This is a genomic window from Streptomyces sp. NPDC088732 (assembly GCF_044751205.1).
Lineage (GTDB): Bacteria > Actinomycetota > Actinomycetes > Streptomycetales > Streptomycetaceae > Actinacidiphila.
In genome coordinates this window covers 86,031-103,516 of sequence record NZ_JBIVLI010000028.1, presented here as the reverse complement: position 1 = coordinate 103,516, position 17,486 = coordinate 86,031, and the positions used below count along the sequence as shown (strand labels likewise).

General features: G+C 72.6%; 18 protein-coding genes. 11 read left to right on the top strand and 7 right to left on the bottom strand.

Annotation, left to right across the window (positions count from 1 at the left end; translation table 11 throughout):
* Positions 1-11: 11 nt before the first annotated feature.
* Entirely contained in the window at positions 12-398 is a 387-nt protein-coding gene (locus ACIP9H_RS35895) for a nuclear transport factor 2 family protein (RefSeq protein ID WP_401594652.1), read from the bottom strand.
* Positions 399-704: 306 nt separating this feature from the next.
* Here ACIP9H_RS35895 and ACIP9H_RS35890 point away from each other — a divergent pair, with 306 nt between their 5' ends.
* Entirely contained in the window at positions 705-860 is a 156-nt protein-coding gene (locus ACIP9H_RS35890) for a DUF6131 family protein (RefSeq protein ID WP_360912659.1), read from the top strand.
* Positions 861-973: 113 nt separating this feature from the next.
* Here the strand turns inward: ACIP9H_RS35890 and ACIP9H_RS35885 are convergent, their stop codons facing one another.
* Entirely contained in the window at positions 974-1,384 is a 411-nt protein-coding gene (locus ACIP9H_RS35885) for a Fur family transcriptional regulator (protein WP_401594656.1), read from the bottom strand.
* 376 nt (positions 1,385-1,760) lie between these two features.
* On the opposite strand from ACIP9H_RS35885, the gene katG reads away from it, so the two are divergent.
* Positions 1,761-3,992 carry a catalase/peroxidase HPI gene (gene katG, locus ACIP9H_RS35880; protein WP_401963234.1) on the top strand — a complete coding sequence of 744 codons (2,232 nt, stop codon included), beginning with the start codon at positions 1,761-1,763 and terminating at the stop codon, positions 3,990-3,992.
* Positions 3,993-4,106: 114 nt separating this feature from the next.
* Positions 4,107-4,436: a hypothetical protein gene (locus ACIP9H_RS35875; RefSeq protein ID WP_401963232.1), complete on the top strand. Its 330-nt coding sequence runs from the start codon at positions 4,107-4,109 to the stop codon at positions 4,434-4,436.
* 19 nt (positions 4,437-4,455) lie between these two features.
* Here ACIP9H_RS35875 and ACIP9H_RS35870 read toward each other — a convergent pair whose 3' ends face one another.
* Entirely contained in the window at positions 4,456-5,475 is a 1,020-nt protein-coding gene (locus ACIP9H_RS35870) for an aldo/keto reductase (protein WP_401594664.1), read from the bottom strand.
* 136 nt (positions 5,476-5,611) lie between these two features.
* Here ACIP9H_RS35870 and ACIP9H_RS35865 point away from each other — a divergent pair, with 136 nt between their 5' ends.
* From ACIP9H_RS35865 to ACIP9H_RS35855, 3 genes are all read left to right on the top strand, one after another.
* Entirely contained in the window at positions 5,612-6,205 is a 594-nt protein-coding gene (locus tag ACIP9H_RS35865; protein ID WP_401963230.1) for a TetR/AcrR family transcriptional regulator, read from the top strand.
* A 96-nt stretch (positions 6,206-6,301) separates the two neighbouring features.
* Entirely contained in the window at positions 6,302-6,709 is a 408-nt protein-coding gene (locus tag ACIP9H_RS35860; RefSeq protein ID WP_401594670.1) for a YciI family protein, read from the top strand.
* A gap of 8 nt (positions 6,710-6,717) precedes the next feature.
* The gene (locus ACIP9H_RS35855) at positions 6,718-7,893 is read left to right on the top strand and encodes an RNA polymerase sigma factor (protein WP_401963247.1); all 1,176 of its coding nucleotides are present in this window, start codon (positions 6,718-6,720) and stop codon (positions 7,891-7,893) included.
* Positions 7,894-7,909: 16 nt separating this feature from the next.
* Here the strand turns inward: ACIP9H_RS35855 and ACIP9H_RS35850 are convergent, their stop codons facing one another.
* From ACIP9H_RS35850 to ACIP9H_RS35840, 3 genes are all read right to left on the bottom strand, one after another.
* On the bottom strand, positions 7,910-8,494 hold the full coding sequence (locus tag ACIP9H_RS35850) for a hypothetical protein (protein ID WP_401594673.1): 585 nt from the start codon (positions 8,492-8,494) through the stop codon (positions 7,910-7,912).
* Entirely contained in the window at positions 8,491-9,987 is a 1,497-nt protein-coding gene (locus tag ACIP9H_RS35845) for a sensor histidine kinase (protein WP_401963245.1), read from the bottom strand. The genes ACIP9H_RS35850 and ACIP9H_RS35845 overlap by 4 nt, the downstream gene beginning before the upstream one ends.
* A gap of 86 nt (positions 9,988-10,073) precedes the next feature.
* The gene (locus tag ACIP9H_RS35840; protein ID WP_401594676.1) at positions 10,074-10,763 is read right to left on the bottom strand and encodes a response regulator; all 690 of its coding nucleotides are present in this window, start codon (positions 10,761-10,763) and stop codon (positions 10,074-10,076) included.
* Positions 10,764-10,916: 153 nt separating this feature from the next.
* Here ACIP9H_RS35840 and ACIP9H_RS35835 point away from each other — a divergent pair, with 153 nt between their 5' ends.
* The 5 genes from ACIP9H_RS35835 (at position 10,917) to ACIP9H_RS35815 (ending at position 16,434) form a co-directional block, all read left to right on the top strand.
* The gene (locus ACIP9H_RS35835) at positions 10,917-11,822 is read left to right on the top strand and encodes a DUF3152 domain-containing protein (protein WP_401963228.1); all 906 of its coding nucleotides are present in this window, start codon (positions 10,917-10,919) and stop codon (positions 11,820-11,822) included.
* A gap of 241 nt (positions 11,823-12,063) precedes the next feature.
* A complete protein-coding gene (locus tag ACIP9H_RS35830) occupies positions 12,064-12,969 on the top strand; it encodes a hypothetical protein (protein ID WP_401963227.1) in 906 nt (301 codons plus the stop codon).
* Positions 12,966-14,372, top strand: coding sequence for a Tat pathway signal protein (locus tag ACIP9H_RS35825; protein WP_401594685.1), 1,407 nt, complete (start codon positions 12,966-12,968; stop codon positions 14,370-14,372). The genes ACIP9H_RS35830 and ACIP9H_RS35825 overlap by 4 nt, the downstream gene beginning before the upstream one ends.
* Positions 14,369-15,100 carry an ABC transporter ATP-binding protein gene (locus tag ACIP9H_RS35820; protein WP_401963225.1) on the top strand — a complete coding sequence of 244 codons (732 nt, stop codon included), beginning with the start codon at positions 14,369-14,371 and terminating at the stop codon, positions 15,098-15,100. Before ACIP9H_RS35825 ends, ACIP9H_RS35820 begins: the two co-directional genes overlap by 4 nt.
* Positions 15,097-16,434 carry an ABC transporter permease gene (locus tag ACIP9H_RS35815; RefSeq protein ID WP_401594690.1) on the top strand — a complete coding sequence of 446 codons (1,338 nt, stop codon included), beginning with the start codon at positions 15,097-15,099 and terminating at the stop codon, positions 16,432-16,434. The genes ACIP9H_RS35820 and ACIP9H_RS35815 overlap by 4 nt, the downstream gene beginning before the upstream one ends.
* Before the next feature lie 77 nt (positions 16,435-16,511).
* On the opposite strand, the gene ACIP9H_RS35810 is transcribed toward ACIP9H_RS35815, so the two are convergent.
* Entirely contained in the window at positions 16,512-17,474 is a 963-nt protein-coding gene (locus tag ACIP9H_RS35810; protein ID WP_401594693.1) for a quinone oxidoreductase family protein, read from the bottom strand.
* Between the last annotated feature and the right edge of the window lie 12 nt (positions 17,475-17,486).

The following is a 17,486-nucleotide window of genomic DNA, read 5'->3' as shown; positions in this document are numbered from 1 at the left end:
TGAACGGGGTCTCAGACGAAGAAGGCGTTCACGCCGTCGACGTCGGACAGGAAGCTCTCGATGCGGGCCACCTTGCCGTCCCGCAGCGCCAGGACCGTCGCCACGTGCTCGTCGAGCACGGAGTCGTCGCGGCGGGCGGTGTTGTGCAGGGACAGGGCCACATTGTCCCGGCTCACCAGGATGTGGAGCAGTTCGAAGCGCAGGCCGTACCCGGCGATGCGGCGGGCGAGCCCCGCGACCTCGTCGGGGCCCCGGGCGGTCCCGGAGATCGCGCTGTCGCCGGGGAGCGTCCAGGCCACGTCGTCGTGCAGCAGGGCCCGCAGACCGCCCCAGTCGGCCTCGGCGAGCGCGGAGTGGAACGCCTTCCCGACGGCGTACTGCCTGCTGGTCCCACTCATGTCGCACCTCTTGCCGAGCCGGTTCAGGCCTCCGCTGGCCCCGACTCCGACGATCGCGGGCCCTCGGGAAGTGCACAAGTCGGGACAGGGATGATCCGCGTCCACCGGGGTAGCCGCCCCTCAGGGACGAAATGTGGTGAAAGAGGTGATTTCGATGACCGCACGGTCGCGCGGTACGCCGGAACGGCGGGACAGGCACCTCGGCGACCTGCACAGAACTCGGGCGATCGCCGGTGACGCGACGGAGCGAGGGCCGCTCGCACCGTGCGGAATCGGGCGTCGTGACCTCGGCCAACGGAGGACATCATGATCGTACTCGGCGTCATCCTGCTGATCATCGGATTCCTGGCAGGCATATCGATCCTGTGGACCATCGGGATCATCCTCGTGGTCATCGGGCTCGTGCTCTGGGTGCTGGGCGCCCTGGGACACGCCGTCGGTGGCCGTCGCCACTACTACTAGACGACCCGGGCAGACCCGGGCAGACCCGGGCAGACCCGGGCAGACCCGGGCAGAGCCGGGGGGAACGCCAACGGCGCGCACGGAGCGCGCCGTTCGGCGTGTGCGGGGCCGGCTCAGGCGCAGGCCGGGCAGAGTCCGCGGTAGGTGACCTCGACGGCGGACACCGTGAAGCCGAAGCGTTCCTCCGCGGGGAGGTCGCCGAGCGGATCGCCGGCCGGGTGGACGTCGCGGACGGTGCCGCAGCCGGAGCACACCAGATGCTGGTGCGGGCGGTGCGCGTTGGGGTCGTAGCGCTTCGCGCGGCCGTCCGTGGCGACCTCGATGACCTCGCCCAGGGAGACCAGTTCGCCGAGGGTGTTGTAGACGGTCGCGCGCGAGATCTCGGGCAGCCGCTGCGACGCCCGGGCGTGCACCTCGTCGGCCGTGAGATGCACGTGGTCGCCGTCGAGGACCTCCGCGACCACACGCCGCTGGGAGGTCATCCGCCAGCCGCGCCCTCGCAGTCGCTCCAGAAGGTCACTCATGTCGGTTCACCTGTTCAGGTTCGATGGGATACCCGAAATTTACCAGTGGACGTCCCGGAGCCGGTGCGATCGGCGGTAGGGGGTTGGCACGCTTCTTGACTTGGACTGCGTCCATCGTAGGATCGGTTCCGGCAACAGCCAAGGGACTGGAAGCCCTCAGCGCGGCAGGAGACAGGGACGTGACGGGATCACCGCGGGCGTTCTGCGCGGTGCCGGCCCTGCCGAGTCGTGGCTGAGGCCCCTTCCGCGCGCGTCGCGGCGCGTCCCGTGCGCCGCGCCCGGCCCCCGTCGTACGAGCGCCGAGGCCCCCTGCCCCCGCTGTCCCGCCGCCCGCAGTGCCTGAGCACCGTGATCCGCCTGGTCCGGAAGGATTCCCATGTCTGAGAACCATGACGCCATCGTCGTCGACGCCAAGACGGAGGGCGGAGGTGGCTGCCCGGTCGCCCATGGACGTGCTCCGCACCCGACGCAGGGCGGCGGCAACCGCCAGTGGTGGCCGGAGCGGCTCAACCTGAAGATCCTCGCCAAGAACCCGGCCGTGGCCAACCCCCTCGGCGGCGACTTCGACTACGCCGAGGCCTTCCTGGGCCTGGACCTCCCCGCGGTGAAGCGCGACATCGCCGAGGCCCTGACGACCTCCCAGGACTGGTGGCCCGCGGACTTCGGCCACTACGGCCCGTTCATCATCCGCATGGCCTGGCACAGCGCCGGCACCTACCGCATCAGCGACGGCCGCGGCGGCGCCGGCGCCGGGCAGCAGCGCTTCGCGCCCCTCAACAGCTGGCCGGACAACGGCAACCTCGACAAGGCCCGCCGTCTGCTGTGGCCGGTCAAGAAGAAGTACGGCCAGAACCTCTCGTGGGCCGACCTCATGATCCTCGCCGGCAACGTCGCCCTGGAGTCGATGGGCTTCGAGACCTTCGGCTTCGCCGGTGGCCGCGCGGACGTGTGGGAGCCCGACGAGGACGTCTACTGGGGCCCGGAGACCACCTGGCTCGGCGACGAGCGCTACACCGGCGACCGCGTGCTGGAGAACCCGCTCGGCGCCGTCCAGATGGGCCTCATCTACGTCAACCCCGAGGGCCCCAACGGGACCCCGGACCCGCTGGCCGCGGCTCGCGACATCCGTGAGACGTTCCGCCGGATGGCGATGAACGACGAGGAGACGGTCGCCCTGATCGCGGGCGGTCACACCTTCGGCAAGACCCACGGCGCGGGCCCGGCCGACAGCGTCGGCGCCGACCCGGAGGGCGCGTCGCTCGAGGAGCAGGGCCTCGGCTGGAAGAACAGCTTCGGCACCGGCAAGGGTGGTGACGCCATCACCAGCGGTCTGGAGGGCATCTGGACCAACACGCCGATCACCTGGGACAACAGCTTCTTCGAGATCCTCTTCGGTTACGAGTGGGAGCTGTTCCAGAGCCCCGCCGGTGCCAACCAGTGGCGGCCGAAGGACGGCGCCGGCGCGGGCACCGTCCCGGACGCCCACGACGCGTCGAAGTCGCACGCGCCGACGATGCTGACGACCGACCTGTCGCTGCGCGTCGACCCGGCCTATGAGCAGATCTCGCGGCGCTTCCTGGAGAACCCCGCCGAGTTCGCGGACGCCTTCGCGCGCGCCTGGTACAAGCTGACGCACCGCGACATGGGCCCGGTCGTCCGCTACCTCGGCTCCGAGGTCCCGGACGAGGTCCTGCTCTGGCAGGACCCGCTGCCGGCCGTGACGCACCCGCTCGTGGAGGCCGGCGACGTCGCCGCCCTCAAGGGCCTCATCCGCGACTCCGGCCTGACGGTCGCCCAGCTCGTCTCCACCGCGTGGGCGTCGGCCTCATCCTTCCGCGGCAGCGACAAGCGCGGCGGCGCCAACGGCGCGCGCATCCGCCTCCAGCCGCAGGCCGGCTGGGAGGTCAACGAGCCGGACGAGCTCGCGACGGTGCTGCGCACCCTGGAGGGCGTGCAGCAGTCCTTCAACGCCGGCCGCACCGACGGCAAGGAGGTCTCGTTCGCCGACCTGGTCGTCCTCGCCGGCGGCGTGGGCGTCGAGCAGGCCGCCAAGGAGGCGGGCTTCGAGGTCGAGGTGCCCTTCACCCCGGGCCGCGCGGACGCCACGCAGGACCAGACCGACACGGAGTCCTTCGCCGCGCTGGAGCCGGCGGCCGACGGCTTCCGCAACTACCTCGGCAAGGGCAACCGCCTGCCGGCCGAGTACCTGCTGATCGACCGGGCGAACCTGCTGACCCTCAGCGCCCCCGAGCTGACCGTCCTCGTCGGCGGCCTGCGCGTCCTGGGCGCCAACTACCAGCAGTCGTCCCTCGGTGTCCTCACCACGACCCCCGGGTCGCTGACCAACGACTTCTACGTCAACCTGCTCGACATGGGCACGGTGTGGAAGGCGACGTCGGAGGACGCGAACACCTTCGAGGGCCGCGACAGCGCCACGGGCGAGGTCAAGTGGACCGGCAGCCGTGCCGACCTGGTCTTCGGGTCCAACTCCGAGCTGCGTGCGCTCGCGGAGGTCTACGCGAGCGACGACGCGAAGGAGAAGTTCGTGCGCGACTTCGTCGCGGCGTGGACCAAGGTCATGGACCTCGACCGGTTCGACCTCGTCTGACGGTCCGACCGTGTGACTGTCTGACCGTGTGACGCCCCGGCGTCCTGGCCGGCCCCGTCGGGCCGGCCGGGACGCCGGTGTTTTTTTGCGGTACGCGCGCCTAGGCTCAGGGCCATGGGACCGCTCCTGCCGTACGTGGCCCTCGCCGCCTGCCTGGCCGCGGTCATGGGCCTCTTCGCGTGGCTGGCGACGGTGATCCGCCGCAGGGGCGTGGCCGGTTCCGCCGTCCGGGCGGCGATGGCCTCCTACGAGGAGGCCTTCCAGGTGACGGCCCACGACGCGCATTACGAGATCCAGGCGCAGGCGGAGCGGAAGACGCCCGTGACGGCGCCCGGCGATCCGTGGCGGCCGGTGCGCGAGGAGGGCGCCTCCCGCCGCGTTTCCCCGACGAGGCGGCCGCGTTGGCGGTTCGGCGCCCGGTGGCGGGCGCGCCGGCGCCGATGACGTACTGATCCTGCTGATGTCAGCGGCGCCGCAGCGACGGGTCGAGCAGGGCGGGCGGCGTGTCGAACTTCTCGTGCGCGGCGAGGTCGGCGCCCGGCGGGACGATCGCGTCGATCGCGTCGAGCACATCGGCGGAGAGCGTGATGTCCGCGGCGGCCAGCTGCGCGTGCAGGTGCTCCGGCGTGCGGGGGCCGATGATCGCGCCGGTCACGGCGGGGTGCGCGGTCACGAATCCGAGGGCGAGCTGGATCATGGTCAGACCGGCCTCGTCGGCGACCGCGGCAAGGCGCTCCACCGCGTCGAGCCGGGCGCGGTTGGAGGGTACGGACAGGTCGAAACGCTGCGGCAGGAGCGCCGAGCGGTGGGTGGTGATCTCCCGGCCCGCGCGGACCGCCCCCGACAGCCAGCCGGAGGCCAGCGGGCTCCACACCAGCACGCCGAGGCCGTACTCCTCGGTCACCGGCAGGACGTGGGCCTCGGCACCGCGCTGCAGGATCGAGTAGCTGGGCTGCTCGGTGACGTACCGGCCCACGTGGTGCTCCCGGGCGGCCCACTGGGCCTGGACGAGGCGGTGGGCCGGGAAGGTCGAGGAGCCGAAGTAACGGATCTTTCCCGCGCGTTGCAGGTCGGTCAGGGCCGACAGCGTCTCCTCGTCGCTGGTCGCCGGGTCCCACCGGTGGATCTGGTAGAGATCGACGTGATCGACGCCGAGTCGGCGCAGGCTGTCGTCGAGGGCGGTGACCAGCCAGCGGCGGGAACCGCCCCGGTGGTTGCGTTCGTCGCCCATCGGCATGGCCGCCTTCGTGGCCAGCACGATGTCGTCACGGCGGCCGGCGACGGCCTTGCCGACCATCTCCTCCGACTGCCCGTCGCCGTACATGTCGGCGGTGTCGATGACGTTGATCCCGCCCTCCAGGGCGGCGTCGACGATCGCGGTGGCCTCGTCCTGGGTGGTGCGTCCGATCGGGCCGAAGTTCATCGCGCCGAGCGCGAGGGAGCTGACCTGCACACCGGTGCGGCCCAAGGTGCGGTACTGCATGACCGTGTCTCCTCTGGAACTGCTTGGTCGTAGGCCCCCTGCTCTGGCATCATGAGCAAGCGGAACCTTGTTCCGTTAACGATACGGAACGACGTTCCGTTTAGCAAGCGCGATTCGGCAGTGGAGGCACGCCGCGGTGAACGACAGCGACGCGGGCGCGGTGGGCGCGGCCCGGCCCAAGCGGGCGGACGCCCGGCGCAACAAGGAGACCCTGCTCGAAGCGGCCGCCGCGAGCTTCGTCGCGGCGGGCGTCGAAGCGCCGGTGCGCGACATCGCGGCCAGGGCCGGCGTCGGGACGGGCACGATCTACCGCCACTTCCCCACGCGGGCGGATCTGATCATCGCCGTCTACCGGCACCAGGTCGAGGCGTGCGCGGAGGCCGGACCGGCGCTGCTGGCCGGCGCGGCGAGTCCGTACGTGGCCCTGGCGCAGTGGATTGATCTCTTTGTCGATTTCCTGGTCACCAAGCACGGACTCGCCGCGGTGCTGCAGTCCGACCACACCGAGTTCGACGCCCTGCACGCCTACTTCCTCGACCGGCTGCTGCCCGTGTGCGCCCAGCTGCTCGATGCCGCGGCCGGCGCCGGGGAGATCGGCACCGGCACCGACGCGTACCAGCTCATGCGCGGCGTCGGAAACCTGTGCATCGGCGCGGAGAGCGATCCCCGCTACGACCCGCGCGTCCTGGTCGGACTCCTCGTCGCGGGACTGCGTTCGGCCCGGCTCTGAATTCGTGTGCCCCGCCGTGTCGAGAACCGGCGGCCGGCTCCGTCCCAGGGGTGAAGGCGGCCACAATGGGCCGCACCAGGAGCGAGGAGAACGACCATGGCCAAGTACCTGCTGCTCAAGCACTACCGAGGCGCTCCGTCCGCGGTCAACGACGTGCCCATGACCGAGTGGACGCCGGAGGAGATCTCGGCGCACATGCAGTACATGCACGAATTCGCGGCCCGGCTGGAGAAGACCGGCGAGTTCGTCGACGGTCAGGCGCTCGCCCCCGAGGGGACCTGGGTGCGGTACGACGGCGAGGGGCGGCCGCCCGTCACCGACGGCCCGTTCGCCGAGACCAAGGACCTCATCGCCGGCTGGATGGTGATCGACGTCGACAGCCACGAGCGCGCCGTCGAACTCGCCGGGGAGCTGTCCGCCGCACCCGGAGCGGGCGGGAAGCCCATCCACGAGTGGCTGGAGCTGCGCCCGTTCCTGACCGCTGCCCACACCATCACCGAGTGACCTCTGCCATGGACGAGGCCCTGCTCCGGAGCCTCACACCGAGCGTGCTCGCGATCCTCGTCCGCCGCGGAGCCCCCTTCGCGGCGGCCGAGGACGCCGTGCAGGACGCGCTGGTCGAGGCGGTCCGCGTCTGGCCGGACGACCCTCCGCGCGACCCCAAGGCGTGGCTGGTCACCGTGGCCTGGCGCCGGTTCCTCGACGCCGCCCGGGCGGACGCCGCCCGGCGCCGGCGCGAGGACCTCGTCGACGAGGAGCCGGTGCCGGGGCCCGCGCCGGGCGCGGACGACACGCTCCAGCTCTACTTCCTGTGCGCCCACCCGTCGTTGACGCCCTCGTCCGCGGTCGCGCTCACCCTGCGCGCCGTGGGTGGTCTGACCACCCGTCAGATCGCCCGGGCCTACCTGGTGCCCGAGGCGACGATGGCGCAGCGCATCAGCCGTGCCAAGCGCACCGTCTCCGGCGTGCGCCTGGACCGGCCCGGCGACGTCGCCACCGTGCTGCGCGTCCTCTACCTGGTCTTCAACGAGGGCTACTCCGGCGACGTCGACCTCGCCGCCGAGGCGATCCGCCTCACCCGTCGACTCGCCGCCGCGATCGATCATCCCGAAGTGGCCGGGCTGCTCGCCCTGATGCTGCTCCACCACGCCCGGCGCGCCTCCCGGACCGGGCCCGACGGCAGCCTGGTGCCGCTCGCCGAACAGGACCGCGGCCGGTGGGACACCGGGGCGATCGCCGAGGGTGTCGCGATCCTCCAGGCGGCCCTCGCCCGCGACCGGCTGGGCGAGTACCAGGCCCAGGCCGCCGTCGCGGCGCTCCATGCCGACGCGCGAACCGCCGAGGAGACCGACTGGGTGCAGATCGTGGAGTGGTACGACGAGCTGGTGCGCCTGACCGACAGCCCGGTCGTCCGGCTCAACCGCGCGGTGGCCGTCTGCGAGGCCGACGGACCGCGCGCGGGGCTCGCGGCGCTCGCGGCGGTGACCGGCTCCCCGTCCGGCTCCCCGGGCGCGGACCCCGTTCCGCGCCACACCGCGGTGGCGGCCCATCTCCACGAGCGCGACGGTGATCTCGTGACGGCGGCACGGCTGTACGCCGAGGCGGCCCGCAGGGCCCCCGACCTCGCCGAGCGTGATCATCTGACGCGCCAGGCCGCCCGGCTCAACGCCCTCCTGCGCGGCGGCTGACCGGCCGCTGCCGCCGCTACGGACGGACGGGAAACGGGCACGCGTCCGCGGGGAGCGTTCTCGTCCACCCGTTGCCGACCGCGCGGACGTTCTTGGGCGCCGGCTTGCCCTGTCCCTGGACGGAAGCATCCGCGCCGCCGGTCCCTCCCACCGAGGTGACGGACCGGGAGTCCAGCGGCACGAGCGCGTGGGTCACCGTGCACGTCAACTGGAGCATGGCCGCGTGGCTGAAGGGGCTGAGGTTCCCCGGGAGCAGGACGGAGACCGTGCCGTTGTCGGTGGTCGCATGCGGTGCCGCGATCATGCGGGGCAGCTCTGTGGTGGCGGACTCCGCGGCCTCGCTCTTGGCCGGTCCGTCGAACAGCAGGGCCAGGACGGCGCTGAGCTCCCGGGCGCCGACGACCTTGCGGCCGTAAGGTGCCGGAACCCCGTTGACGAGGAAGTACACATCGGCCGACGACGCGGGCTGCGCGTCGGCGCGGGAAATGCCGCTCGCCGGTTCGCCGGCCTGGATGACGCCGGACGGGGGGACACCGCACGCCCCCAGCGTGAGCGCGGCCGCGGCCCCGACGAGCAGCGCCGCCGCACGGGAGCGCTTCACCGGGCACCCGCCGCGGCGTCGTCGTCGGCCGTCGAGGACTCGCGGTGCAGGGGGAGTTCGACGGTGAACGCCGCCCCGCCCCAGGGCTGGTTCGCCGCGCTGATGCGGCCGCCGTGCAGGTGGACGTTCTCCACCGTGATGGCCAGGCCGAGCCCGCTGCTCTCGCTCCTGGTGCGCGAGGCGCCGGCCTTGTAGAAGCGCTCGAAGATGTGCGGCATCGCCTCCTCGGCGATCCCGGGTCCGCTGTCGGACACCTCGATGACGGCCCACGCCAAGCCGCTTCGCTCCTCCCGCACGCTCATGGTCAGCCGCACGGGCGGCGCCCCGTGCCGCAGGGCGTTGCCGACCAGATTGGCCATGACGACGTCGAGGCGGCGCGGATCCACGCGCGTCCTGAGCACGCCGGGCCCCGGCAGGTCGGTCTCCACCTGGTCCTGCCACCCCCGGGAGGCGAGGGTGCGGCGTACCGACTCGGCCAGGTCGACCTCGTCCAGGTTGGGTTCGATCGCCCCCGCGTCGAAGCGGGAGATCTCCATCAGGTCCTCCACCAGGGCGCTCAGCCGGATGGTGCCCTCACTGATGAGCCGCAGCGCGTCGCCGGTCTCCCGGTCGTGGTGCAGCGCGTTCTCGTCCAGCACGTCGGTGAGCGCCGCCATCGCCGTGAGCGGGGTGCGCAGTTCGTGGGAGACGTCCGCGGCGAAGCGGCGCGCCTGGGCCTCCAGCCGGCGCAGCTCCGCGACCGACCGCTCCAGCGCGGCCGCGGTGTCGTTGAAGGACTGGGAGAGGTCCGCCAGTTCGTCGGAGCCGTTGACGGCCAGCCGGACGTCGAGGTGCCCCTCGGCCATCCGGCGCGTCGCGCGGCGCAGCGCCCGTACGGGGCGGAGCACGCCGCTGGCGGCCAGCAGCGCCAGGACCACGGCGAGGGCGAGTGCCACCAGTGTGGCGCGCTCGATACCGCTGACCATCGCCTGGACGTAGCCGTTCTCCGCGTCCTGCGGCACCACCAGGTACATGACCATCCCCGAGAGCAGGAGGTTCTTCGACGGGGGGTTGGCGTAGGTGATCGGCATGCCGACGACGAGCCAGGGATGCCCGTCGGCGTTCACGCGCTGGAACACCGCGGCGGGAGTGGTGTGCACGGAGCGCAGGAGTTCGGGGCTCAGCCGGTCGAAGTCCGCACTGGTCGACCAGGCGCGGAGCTTGCCGTAGGTGGCCAGGACCCGCCAGTTGCGTTGCGGGTTGTCGTAGAGCACATGGTTGACGGCCGCCTGCAGGTCCTCCTGGCCCGGTGTCGAGGGGGTGTAGACGGCGACGTTGTCGACGCTGTGCCGGAACTGCTGGATCACCGAGTCCTGGCTCTGCTGGAGGACGCCCGTACGCGCCTCCCGGAAGGCGAGCGCGCCGGTGCTCAGGGAGCTGGCCACGGCCACCAGCGCGAAGGCCACCACCAGGCGGGCGCGCAGGCCCCGCAGCGGCAGCGGCGCCTTCGCCAGGGCCGCCCCGAGGAACCGCTTCGGCCGGGGAGCGGGCTCGCCGGCGGCCGCGCCGGCCTCGCGGGCCCGTACGGATCTCCTGCCGCTCACGGGGAGACGAACCGGTAGCCGAAACCGCGGACGGTCTGGATGTACTGCGGATCCCCGCCCAGTTCGCCCAGTTTGTTGCGCAGCCGCTTCACGCAGGCGTCCACGAGCCGTATGTCGCCGTGGTAGCTGTGCTCCCAGACGGCTTCCAGCAGTTGCTGGCGGCTGAAGACCTGGCCGGGCGAGGCCGACAGCGTCAGCAGCAGCCGGAGTTCGGAGGGGGCGAGCGCGACGGGGGCGCCGTGGTGCGTCACCACGAGCCCGGCCCGGTCGATGACCAGCGCGCCGTGCGACTCCGCCCTGGGGCGGATGCCGTCGGCGACCGACGCGTCCTGCCGGCGCAGTACGGCCCGTATTCGGGCGTCGAGCACCCGGGCCTGCACGGGCTTGACCACGTAGTCGTCGGCGCCGGCCTCCAGGCCCACAACCACGTCGATGTCGTCCCCCTTGGCGGTCACCATGATGATCGGCACCTGGTCGCGGTCCCTGATCCGCCGGCACACGTCGAGGCCGGACATGCCGGGCAGCATGAGGTCGAGCACCACCACGTCGGGCCGGAAGGGGCGGAGCTGCTCCAGCCCCTCTTCGCCCGTACCGGCGGCCACGACGTGATGGCCCTGGTGCCGCAGCGCCAATTGCACGGCATTGCGGACATCCGGGTCGTCTTCGACAATAAGGACTCGCGACACCTCGACAGTGTACGCAGACCGTATTCGGTGATCGGCCCGCGAAGAGCCCCTCCCGGGGCCTGTTACAGAAGGGTCATAAGGAGAGCTGCCCGTTATCTTCTTGTGACTTTCCGAACCTATGGCGATCATCTGAAATGACCAGTTTGAGCTGCCATGTATTCGGCACGAGAGCGGGAATCCGCACCGCCCACCGAGAGCGCGGCCGCCCACCGCAGTCGCCGGCAGAGCGACTCCGGGCACGGCGGGCGCCGCCGGACGTCCCATCGCCGCCGTCCGCGCCGCCGGGGCGGGCGCTGGCCGATCCTGGTCATGGCGGCCGCCGGTCTGCTCGGCTCCGCCATGTTCCTCCTCGACGGCGGGCGGAGCGACGCGTCCAGCAGTACGCAGCCCCCGCGGCACGTGACGCACCTCACCCACTCGCCCGCGCCCCGTCCGAGCCCGACGCCCACGCCGACGCCCACCCCGACACCTACCGAGATCGACGTCCCGGCGACGGGCAGTGGCATGTTCACCACCGCGCGGGCCGGCGGCGAGAAGGTCGGCCGCGGTCCGCATCTGATCCGCTACGCGGTGCAGGTCGAGACCGGGCTCGATGTCTCCCCCGACGAGGCGGCGCGGGAGATCGCCGGGATACTCGCCGCCCCCAGGGGCTGGACCCACAGCGGCAACAACTCGTTCCGGCCGGTGGGCGCGGGGGAGCCCTACGACCTCGTGATCAAGATAGCGACACCGGGGACGGCGGACGCCCTGTGCTGGGCGGGCATCCACCAGAGCACCCACGGCGAGTACAACTGCGAGATCCCCGGCGGGGTGGTGGTCAACCTCAAGCGCTGGGTGAAGGGCTCGCCCACGTTCGACGGACCGATCCACGAGTACCGCGCGCTGATCATCAACCACGAGATGGGGCACTCCCTGGGCCTCACGCACATGACCTGCGGCGGCCCCGGTCAACCGGCCCCCGTCATGATGCAGCAGATCAAGGGGCTGCACGGCTGCGTCGCCAACGCCTGGCCGTACGACAAGAACGGCCACTACGTCTCCGGGCCGCACGTGCCGTAGGGGGCCGCCCCGGCCTCCGTGACGGGCCGAGTCCCGCCGTTACAGCCCGGTCATCGTCCGGGCCGCGGGCCATCACCTGCGGACGCCACTCTTCAACCCGGCGGCACCCCTTGGTCGTCGCGGGCGTCCGCGGCTCCGGAAGCCGCAGGCGCGGGCACTGCCCCGCCGCCACGCACCACACCCCACCCTCTCGATCGGACGGAAGAGCATGTCTGGATCCCGCACTGTTCGGAAACTGGCCGTGGCGGTGAGTCTGCTGCCGCTGCTCGCGGCCTGCGGCTCCGGCGCGGCGTCGCACGCGGCGGACGGCGGCGGGAAGTCCTCGGCGGGCTCGTCCGGGGAACTCGACGTTCCCGCGGACGCCGGCGCGGACCTCAAGAAGCAGTACCTCATGGAGAACGCGGTCGCGGCCTGCATGAAGAAGCAGGGGTTCGTCTACACGCCCGTGGCCCCCGAGGACCCCTTGGCCTCCTGGGACACCGACGGGGCGGACTACCGGCTGACGGAGAAGTACCGGCAGAAGTACGGCTTCGGCATCTACGCGGCCTTCGTCTACCCCGACGATCCCCAGGCACCTGGCAGCAAGGCGGCCCAGAACGCCTCGACCGTCTCTCCCAACGCGGACTACGTCGCCACCCTCACGGCCTCGCAGAAGACCGCCTACGACAAGGCGCTGGGCGGCCCCCCGGACCCGAAGACCGGCGAAAAGGGGTGGTCGGGCTGCGAGGGATCGGCCAACCGCCAGGTCTACGGCTACGCGTCGCCCCAGGAGCGCAGCAATGCCTCCGCGGCACAGGACCAGGCGAACGCGCAGGCGCTCAACGGCGATCCGCAGCTGATCGCGCTGGCCCAGGCGTACGCCTCGTGCCTGAGCAAGGACGGCATCCACGTCACCACCACGCAGCCGACCGGCATCGGGGACATGGTCAAGTTCCAGGCGAGCATGTCCACTCCCCCCAACGCGCGGATCGGCACCGTGACCCCGGACGGGACCCCGCTGGACACCATGAGCAAGGACGAGGCCCTGCCGCTGCTCACCAAGGACATCGCCCTGGCGCTGCAGGACCTGAAGTGCGGCAAGGAGTTCCGGGCCGCCTACTTCCCGAAGTTCCTCAAGGCCCCGACCAGCGGCGGCGGTGCCGGATGAGCCGCCGCCGCGACCGGGTGGGCAGCCGCCCCCGGCAGTTGGGGATCATCGTCTCCGCGGTGGGGCTCGTCGGGGCGGGCGGCTGGTTCGCCGGCTCGCAGATGCAGTCGCCGGCGGACGCGGCGGCCGCCCATCGGCCGCCGGAGGCCGGACCGGTCACCGTCGCGGTCCAGCGGCGGGCGCTGACGGCGAGTGTGGTGGCGCAGGGGTCGGTGGAGTTCGCCTCACCGCAGAGCCTCGCGCTGGCCGGGCCGGTCGGATCCGCCGACTCCGGCTCCGGCGGGTCCGGCTCTGGGGCCGGTGACGCCGTCGTCCAGCGGGTCACCAAGGCGCTGGTCGCCGGGTCGGAGGTGAAGGAGGGCGACGTGCTGATGCAGGTGAGCGGCCGGCCGGTCCTGGTGCTGCGCGGCACCGTCCCGATGTACCGCACGCTGGGGCCCGGCACGTCGGGGGACGACGTCCGGCAGCTCGAGCAGGCCCTGAAGCGGCTGGGGTTCACCTCCGCCGGAGCCACCGGGACCTACGGGCTCGGGGACGCCACCGCGGTGAGCCGCTGGTACCGGAGCAAGGGTTTTCACGCCGAGGAGCCCAGCGTCGCGGACAAGCAGCAGCTGGGGACGCTCGAAGCGGCGGTGACCACCGCCCAGCAGGCCGTCCTCGCGGCCGCGGGTGCGGGCGGCGGTTCCGAGGGCGCCGGCAGCGGCACCGGTGACGAAGAGGCCAGGCTGCAACGGAAGGCGGCGCAGCAGCAGTTGGACGCGGCCAATGCCGCGCTCGCCGCCTTCCAGGCCGGCTACGGGACCAAGGTCCCCGCCGGTGAGGTGATCTTCCTGCCGGATCTGCCGGCCCGCCTGGACAAGGTGTCCGTGAAAATCGGTGACACGCCGTCAGGAATTCTGGGCACGGTCACCAGCTCCCGGGTCGTGGTGCAGGCCGTGGTCCCCGGCAGCGACGCCACATTGCTCCACAAGGGCATGACGGCGCAGGTGGAGACCCCCGACGGCGGAAGAGCGGTGGGGAAGCTGGTGGCACTCGGCGACGACGTGCCGAAGAACGACGCGGGGAACGGCCAGGACACGGCGGGAACCTCGGGCGGAGGTGGCGGCGACGCCGCGGCGCCGGTGCCGGTGCAGATCTCCGTCCCGTCGGGGAAGCTGACCGGCAACGCCAACGGGTCCGCCAAGGTGACCATCGAGGTGGGCTCGTCGGACGGCAAGGTGCTGACGGTGCCGATCGCCGCGCTCCACACGTCGGCCGACGGGCAGGCCAGGGTGCGGGTCCGTCGCGGCAGCACCGTGGTGGACGTCCCCGTCAAGGCGGGTCTGTCCGCGGAGGGCCAGGTGGAGGTCACGCCCACCGGCGACGCCCTGAAAGCCGGCGACTCCGTGGTGATCGGCCAGTGAACGGCCCGCGGACGCTCCTCCTGCCCGCCGTGCCGGACGCGGACACGGTGATCCAACTGGTCGGCGTCGACCGGGTCTTCGACTCCGAACCGCCGGTGCACGCCCTGCGGGACGTGAACCTGGCCGTCCGCCGCGGGGAGCACCTGTCGATCGTCGGCCCGTCCGGTTCCGGCAAGTCGACGCTGCTCAACACCCTGGGCCTGCTCGACCGCCCCACCGCGGGCGCCTACTGGCTGGACGGGGTGGAGACCAGGACGCTCGGCGACCTGGAGCGCACCTCGCTGCGCGGCAGCCGGATCGGATTCGTCTTCCAGTCCTTCCACCTGCTGCCCTACCGCACGGTGGACGAGAACGTCATGCTGGCCGAGGCCTATCGCCGGCCGCGCCCGGGACGCGGCCGCGCAGGCCGCCGCGCGCGGGCCGAACAGACCCTGGAACGCGTGGGCCTGGCGCACCGGGCCGGCTTCCGGCCGGACCGGCTCTCCGGCGGCGAGCGGCAGCGCGTGGCGATCGCCCGCGCGCTGATGAGCGAGCCCGCCCTGCTGCTCTGCGACGAGCCGACCGGCAACCTCGACAGCGAGAACACCGGCTCGGTGCTCGACCTCTTCGACGAACTGAGCGAGCAGGGCATGACGTTGGTGGTGATCACCCACGAGGAGGCGGTCAGCAGGCGGGCCGACCGGCGGGTGCGGATCAGTGACGGACGGCTGACCGAGGAGACCCGATGAGGGCCCGGCTGCGCGCCAGGGCGCGCGTGCTCGAACTGGCGGCCGCGGCGGACCGCGCGGCAGCGGGCCCCCGCAAGCCGGGCCGCGGGCGACGGGCACGGCGCCGCGGCAGGGCCGGGGGCATCGAGCGCCCCTGGATGGACCTCCGGGACCTGGGGAGCGAGGCGCTGGCCGGGGTGCTCGCCCGCCCGATGCGCTCCGCCCTGACCACACTGGGCACCGTCCTGGGCATCACCACCCTGGTCATCACCATCGGGGTCTCGGCCACCGCGGGCAACCAGATCGTCGGCCGCTTCGACGCCCTCACCGCGACCTCGGTCACGGTGGTGGTCCCGCCGCCGCCCCCGTCGGCCGACCCCGTTCCACTGGTGGACTGGTCGGGCGTCGACGCGGTCCGGCGGTTGGCCGGGGTCGAGTCGGCGGCGGCCCTCGCCGACTCCCAGGCCACCGCGAACGTCCAGGTGCGGGCGAACGACGTGGTGGCCCCCGGCGACCTCACCGGCCAGACGCTGGCCGTCCTCGCCGCGTCGCCCACGCTGCCCGCCGCGGTGCGCGGGCGGATGACGACCGGGCGCTTCTACGACGACGGGGACATCGCCCGGCACGACCGGGTGGCGGTGCTCGGCGACCAGGCCGCACGGCTGCTCGGCATCAGCTCGGTGCGCGATGCGCCGGCGGTCTTCCTGGGGGGCCAGGCCTACACCGTGATCGGGATCCTCGGCGGAGCCGAGCGCGAGCAGCAGCTCGCCGCGGCGGTGATGCTGCCGCCCACCACCGCCCAGGACCAGCTGGGCCTGGGAGCGGTGACCCGGGTCCTGATCAACACCGCGCTCGGCGCGGCGCTCCAGGTCGCGCACCAGGCGCCGATCGCGCTGGCCCCGGGTGCCGAGGACGCCCTCGCCGTCACCGCACCGCCCGACCCGGCCAAGGCGCGCAAGGGAGTCCAGGGCGACGTCAACGGCCTGTTCCTGGTCCTCGGACTGGTCTCCCTGGTGGTCGGGGCCATCGGCATCGCCAATGTGACGCTGGTGACGGTCATGGAGCGGATCGGGGAGATCGGGCTGCGCCGCGCGCTGGGCGCCTCCCGACGGCAGATCGCCGCCCAGTTCCTGGTGGAGTCGACGACCATCGGCCTCCTCGGCGGCGTCCTCGGCGCAGTCCTCGGCATGGTCGTCGTCGTGGCCGTCTCCGCCGCCAGGGACTGGACCCCGGTCCTGGACGTCCGCCTCGCGTTCGGGGCCCCGGTCGCCGGAGCCCTCGTCGGACTCCTGGCCGGCCTCTACCCGTCGCTGCGGGCGTCGCGTATGGAACCCGTCGACGCCCTGCGCTCCTGAGACACGGCGAAGCCCCGGGCGGACGGGCCGGCACCCTGTCCACCCGGGGCTTCCCCGGCCGTCGAACGTGCCCGGGCCTAGGGGATGAGCAGCAGCTTCCCGACCGTTCCGCGGGACTCGATGTCCCGGTGGGCACGTGCCGCTTCCCGCAGCGGGTAGCGACCGCCGACGAGCGGTGCGAGCCTCCCCGCCCGCACCATGGCGAAGATCTCGCCGGTGCGCCGGACCAGTGCCTCACGCGTCGGCACATGGTCGTTGAGCACCGGGTACGTCAGGAAGACGCTGCGCCGCAGGTCGGTCGGCCTGAGGGACGGGATTCCCATCATGGGGCCGTAGAAGGCGTGCACCCCGTGGGGGCGCAGTGCGAGCTGGGACGACCGGAACGTCGGGGTGCCGCCGCCGTCGTAGACGACGTGGGCGCCCTCACCGCCGGTGAGGTCCCTGACCCGGTCCTCGAAGCCGCCGCCGGACCACACCAGGACGTGGTCGGCGCCGGCCTCCCGCGCCGTTGCCGCCTTCTCCTCACGGGAGACGAGCCCGATCACGGTGGCGCCGCGCGCCTTGGCCATCTGCGTGAGCAGCAGGCCGACGCCGCCCGCCGCGGCGTGCACCACCGCCGTGGTGCCGGGGCCGACCGGGTAGGTCTCCGTGACCATGTGGTGTGCGGTGATCCCCTGCAGCATCACGGCGGCCGCCGTCCCGTCCGCGATGCCGTCCGGGACCTTCACCACCGAGGAGGCGGGCAGGGCGATCAACTCGGCGTAGCTGCCCTGGTGGTCGTACCACGCCACCCGGTCGCCGACCGCCGGCCCGTCGACGCCCTCGCCGAGGGCGACGACGCGGCCTTCGCCTTCCGCGCCCAGGACCAGTGGCGCGGTCCAGCCGGTGGCGCCGTGCTGCCGGATGCCGGTGTCCATGTAGTTCACACCGGCGGCGGCCAGCCGTACGAGCACCTCGCCGGGGCCCGGAACCGGATCCGGCAGCTCGGTCCAGGTCATCACCTCGGGGCCGCCGTGCTTCTCGATGCGGATCGCGTGCATGTGGGGAACGCC

Coding starts and splice junctions, on each gene's coding strand:
- ACIP9H_RS35810 (WP_401594693.1), bottom strand. CDS start 17,474: ATGCACGCGATCCGCATCGAGAAGCACGGCGGCCCCGAGGTGATGACC.
- katG (WP_401963234.1), top strand. CDS start 1,761: ATGTCTGAGAACCATGACGCCATCGTCGTCGACGCCAAGACGGAGGGC.
- ACIP9H_RS35860 (WP_401594670.1), top strand. CDS start 6,302: ATGGCCAAGTACCTGCTGCTCAAGCACTACCGAGGCGCTCCGTCCGCG.
- ACIP9H_RS35890 (WP_360912659.1), top strand. CDS start 705: ATGATCGTACTCGGCGTCATCCTGCTGATCATCGGATTCCTGGCAGGC.
- ACIP9H_RS35895 (WP_401594652.1), bottom strand. CDS start 398: ATGAGTGGGACCAGCAGGCAGTACGCCGTCGGGAAGGCGTTCCACTCC.
- ACIP9H_RS35885 (WP_401594656.1), bottom strand. CDS start 1,384: ATGAGTGACCTTCTGGAGCGACTGCGAGGGCGCGGCTGGCGGATGACC.
- ACIP9H_RS35870 (WP_401594664.1), bottom strand. CDS start 5,475: ATGCAGTACCGCACCTTGGGCCGCACCGGTGTGCAGGTCAGCTCCCTC.
- ACIP9H_RS35835 (WP_401963228.1), top strand. CDS start 10,917: ATGTATTCGGCACGAGAGCGGGAATCCGCACCGCCCACCGAGAGCGCG.
- ACIP9H_RS35825 (WP_401594685.1), top strand. CDS start 12,966: ATGAGCCGCCGCCGCGACCGGGTGGGCAGCCGCCCCCGGCAGTTGGGG.
- ACIP9H_RS35815 (WP_401594690.1), top strand. CDS start 15,097: ATGAGGGCCCGGCTGCGCGCCAGGGCGCGCGTGCTCGAACTGGCGGCC.
- ACIP9H_RS35855 (WP_401963247.1), top strand. CDS start 6,718: ATGGACGAGGCCCTGCTCCGGAGCCTCACACCGAGCGTGCTCGCGATC.
- ACIP9H_RS35875 (WP_401963232.1), top strand. CDS start 4,107: ATGGGACCGCTCCTGCCGTACGTGGCCCTCGCCGCCTGCCTGGCCGCG.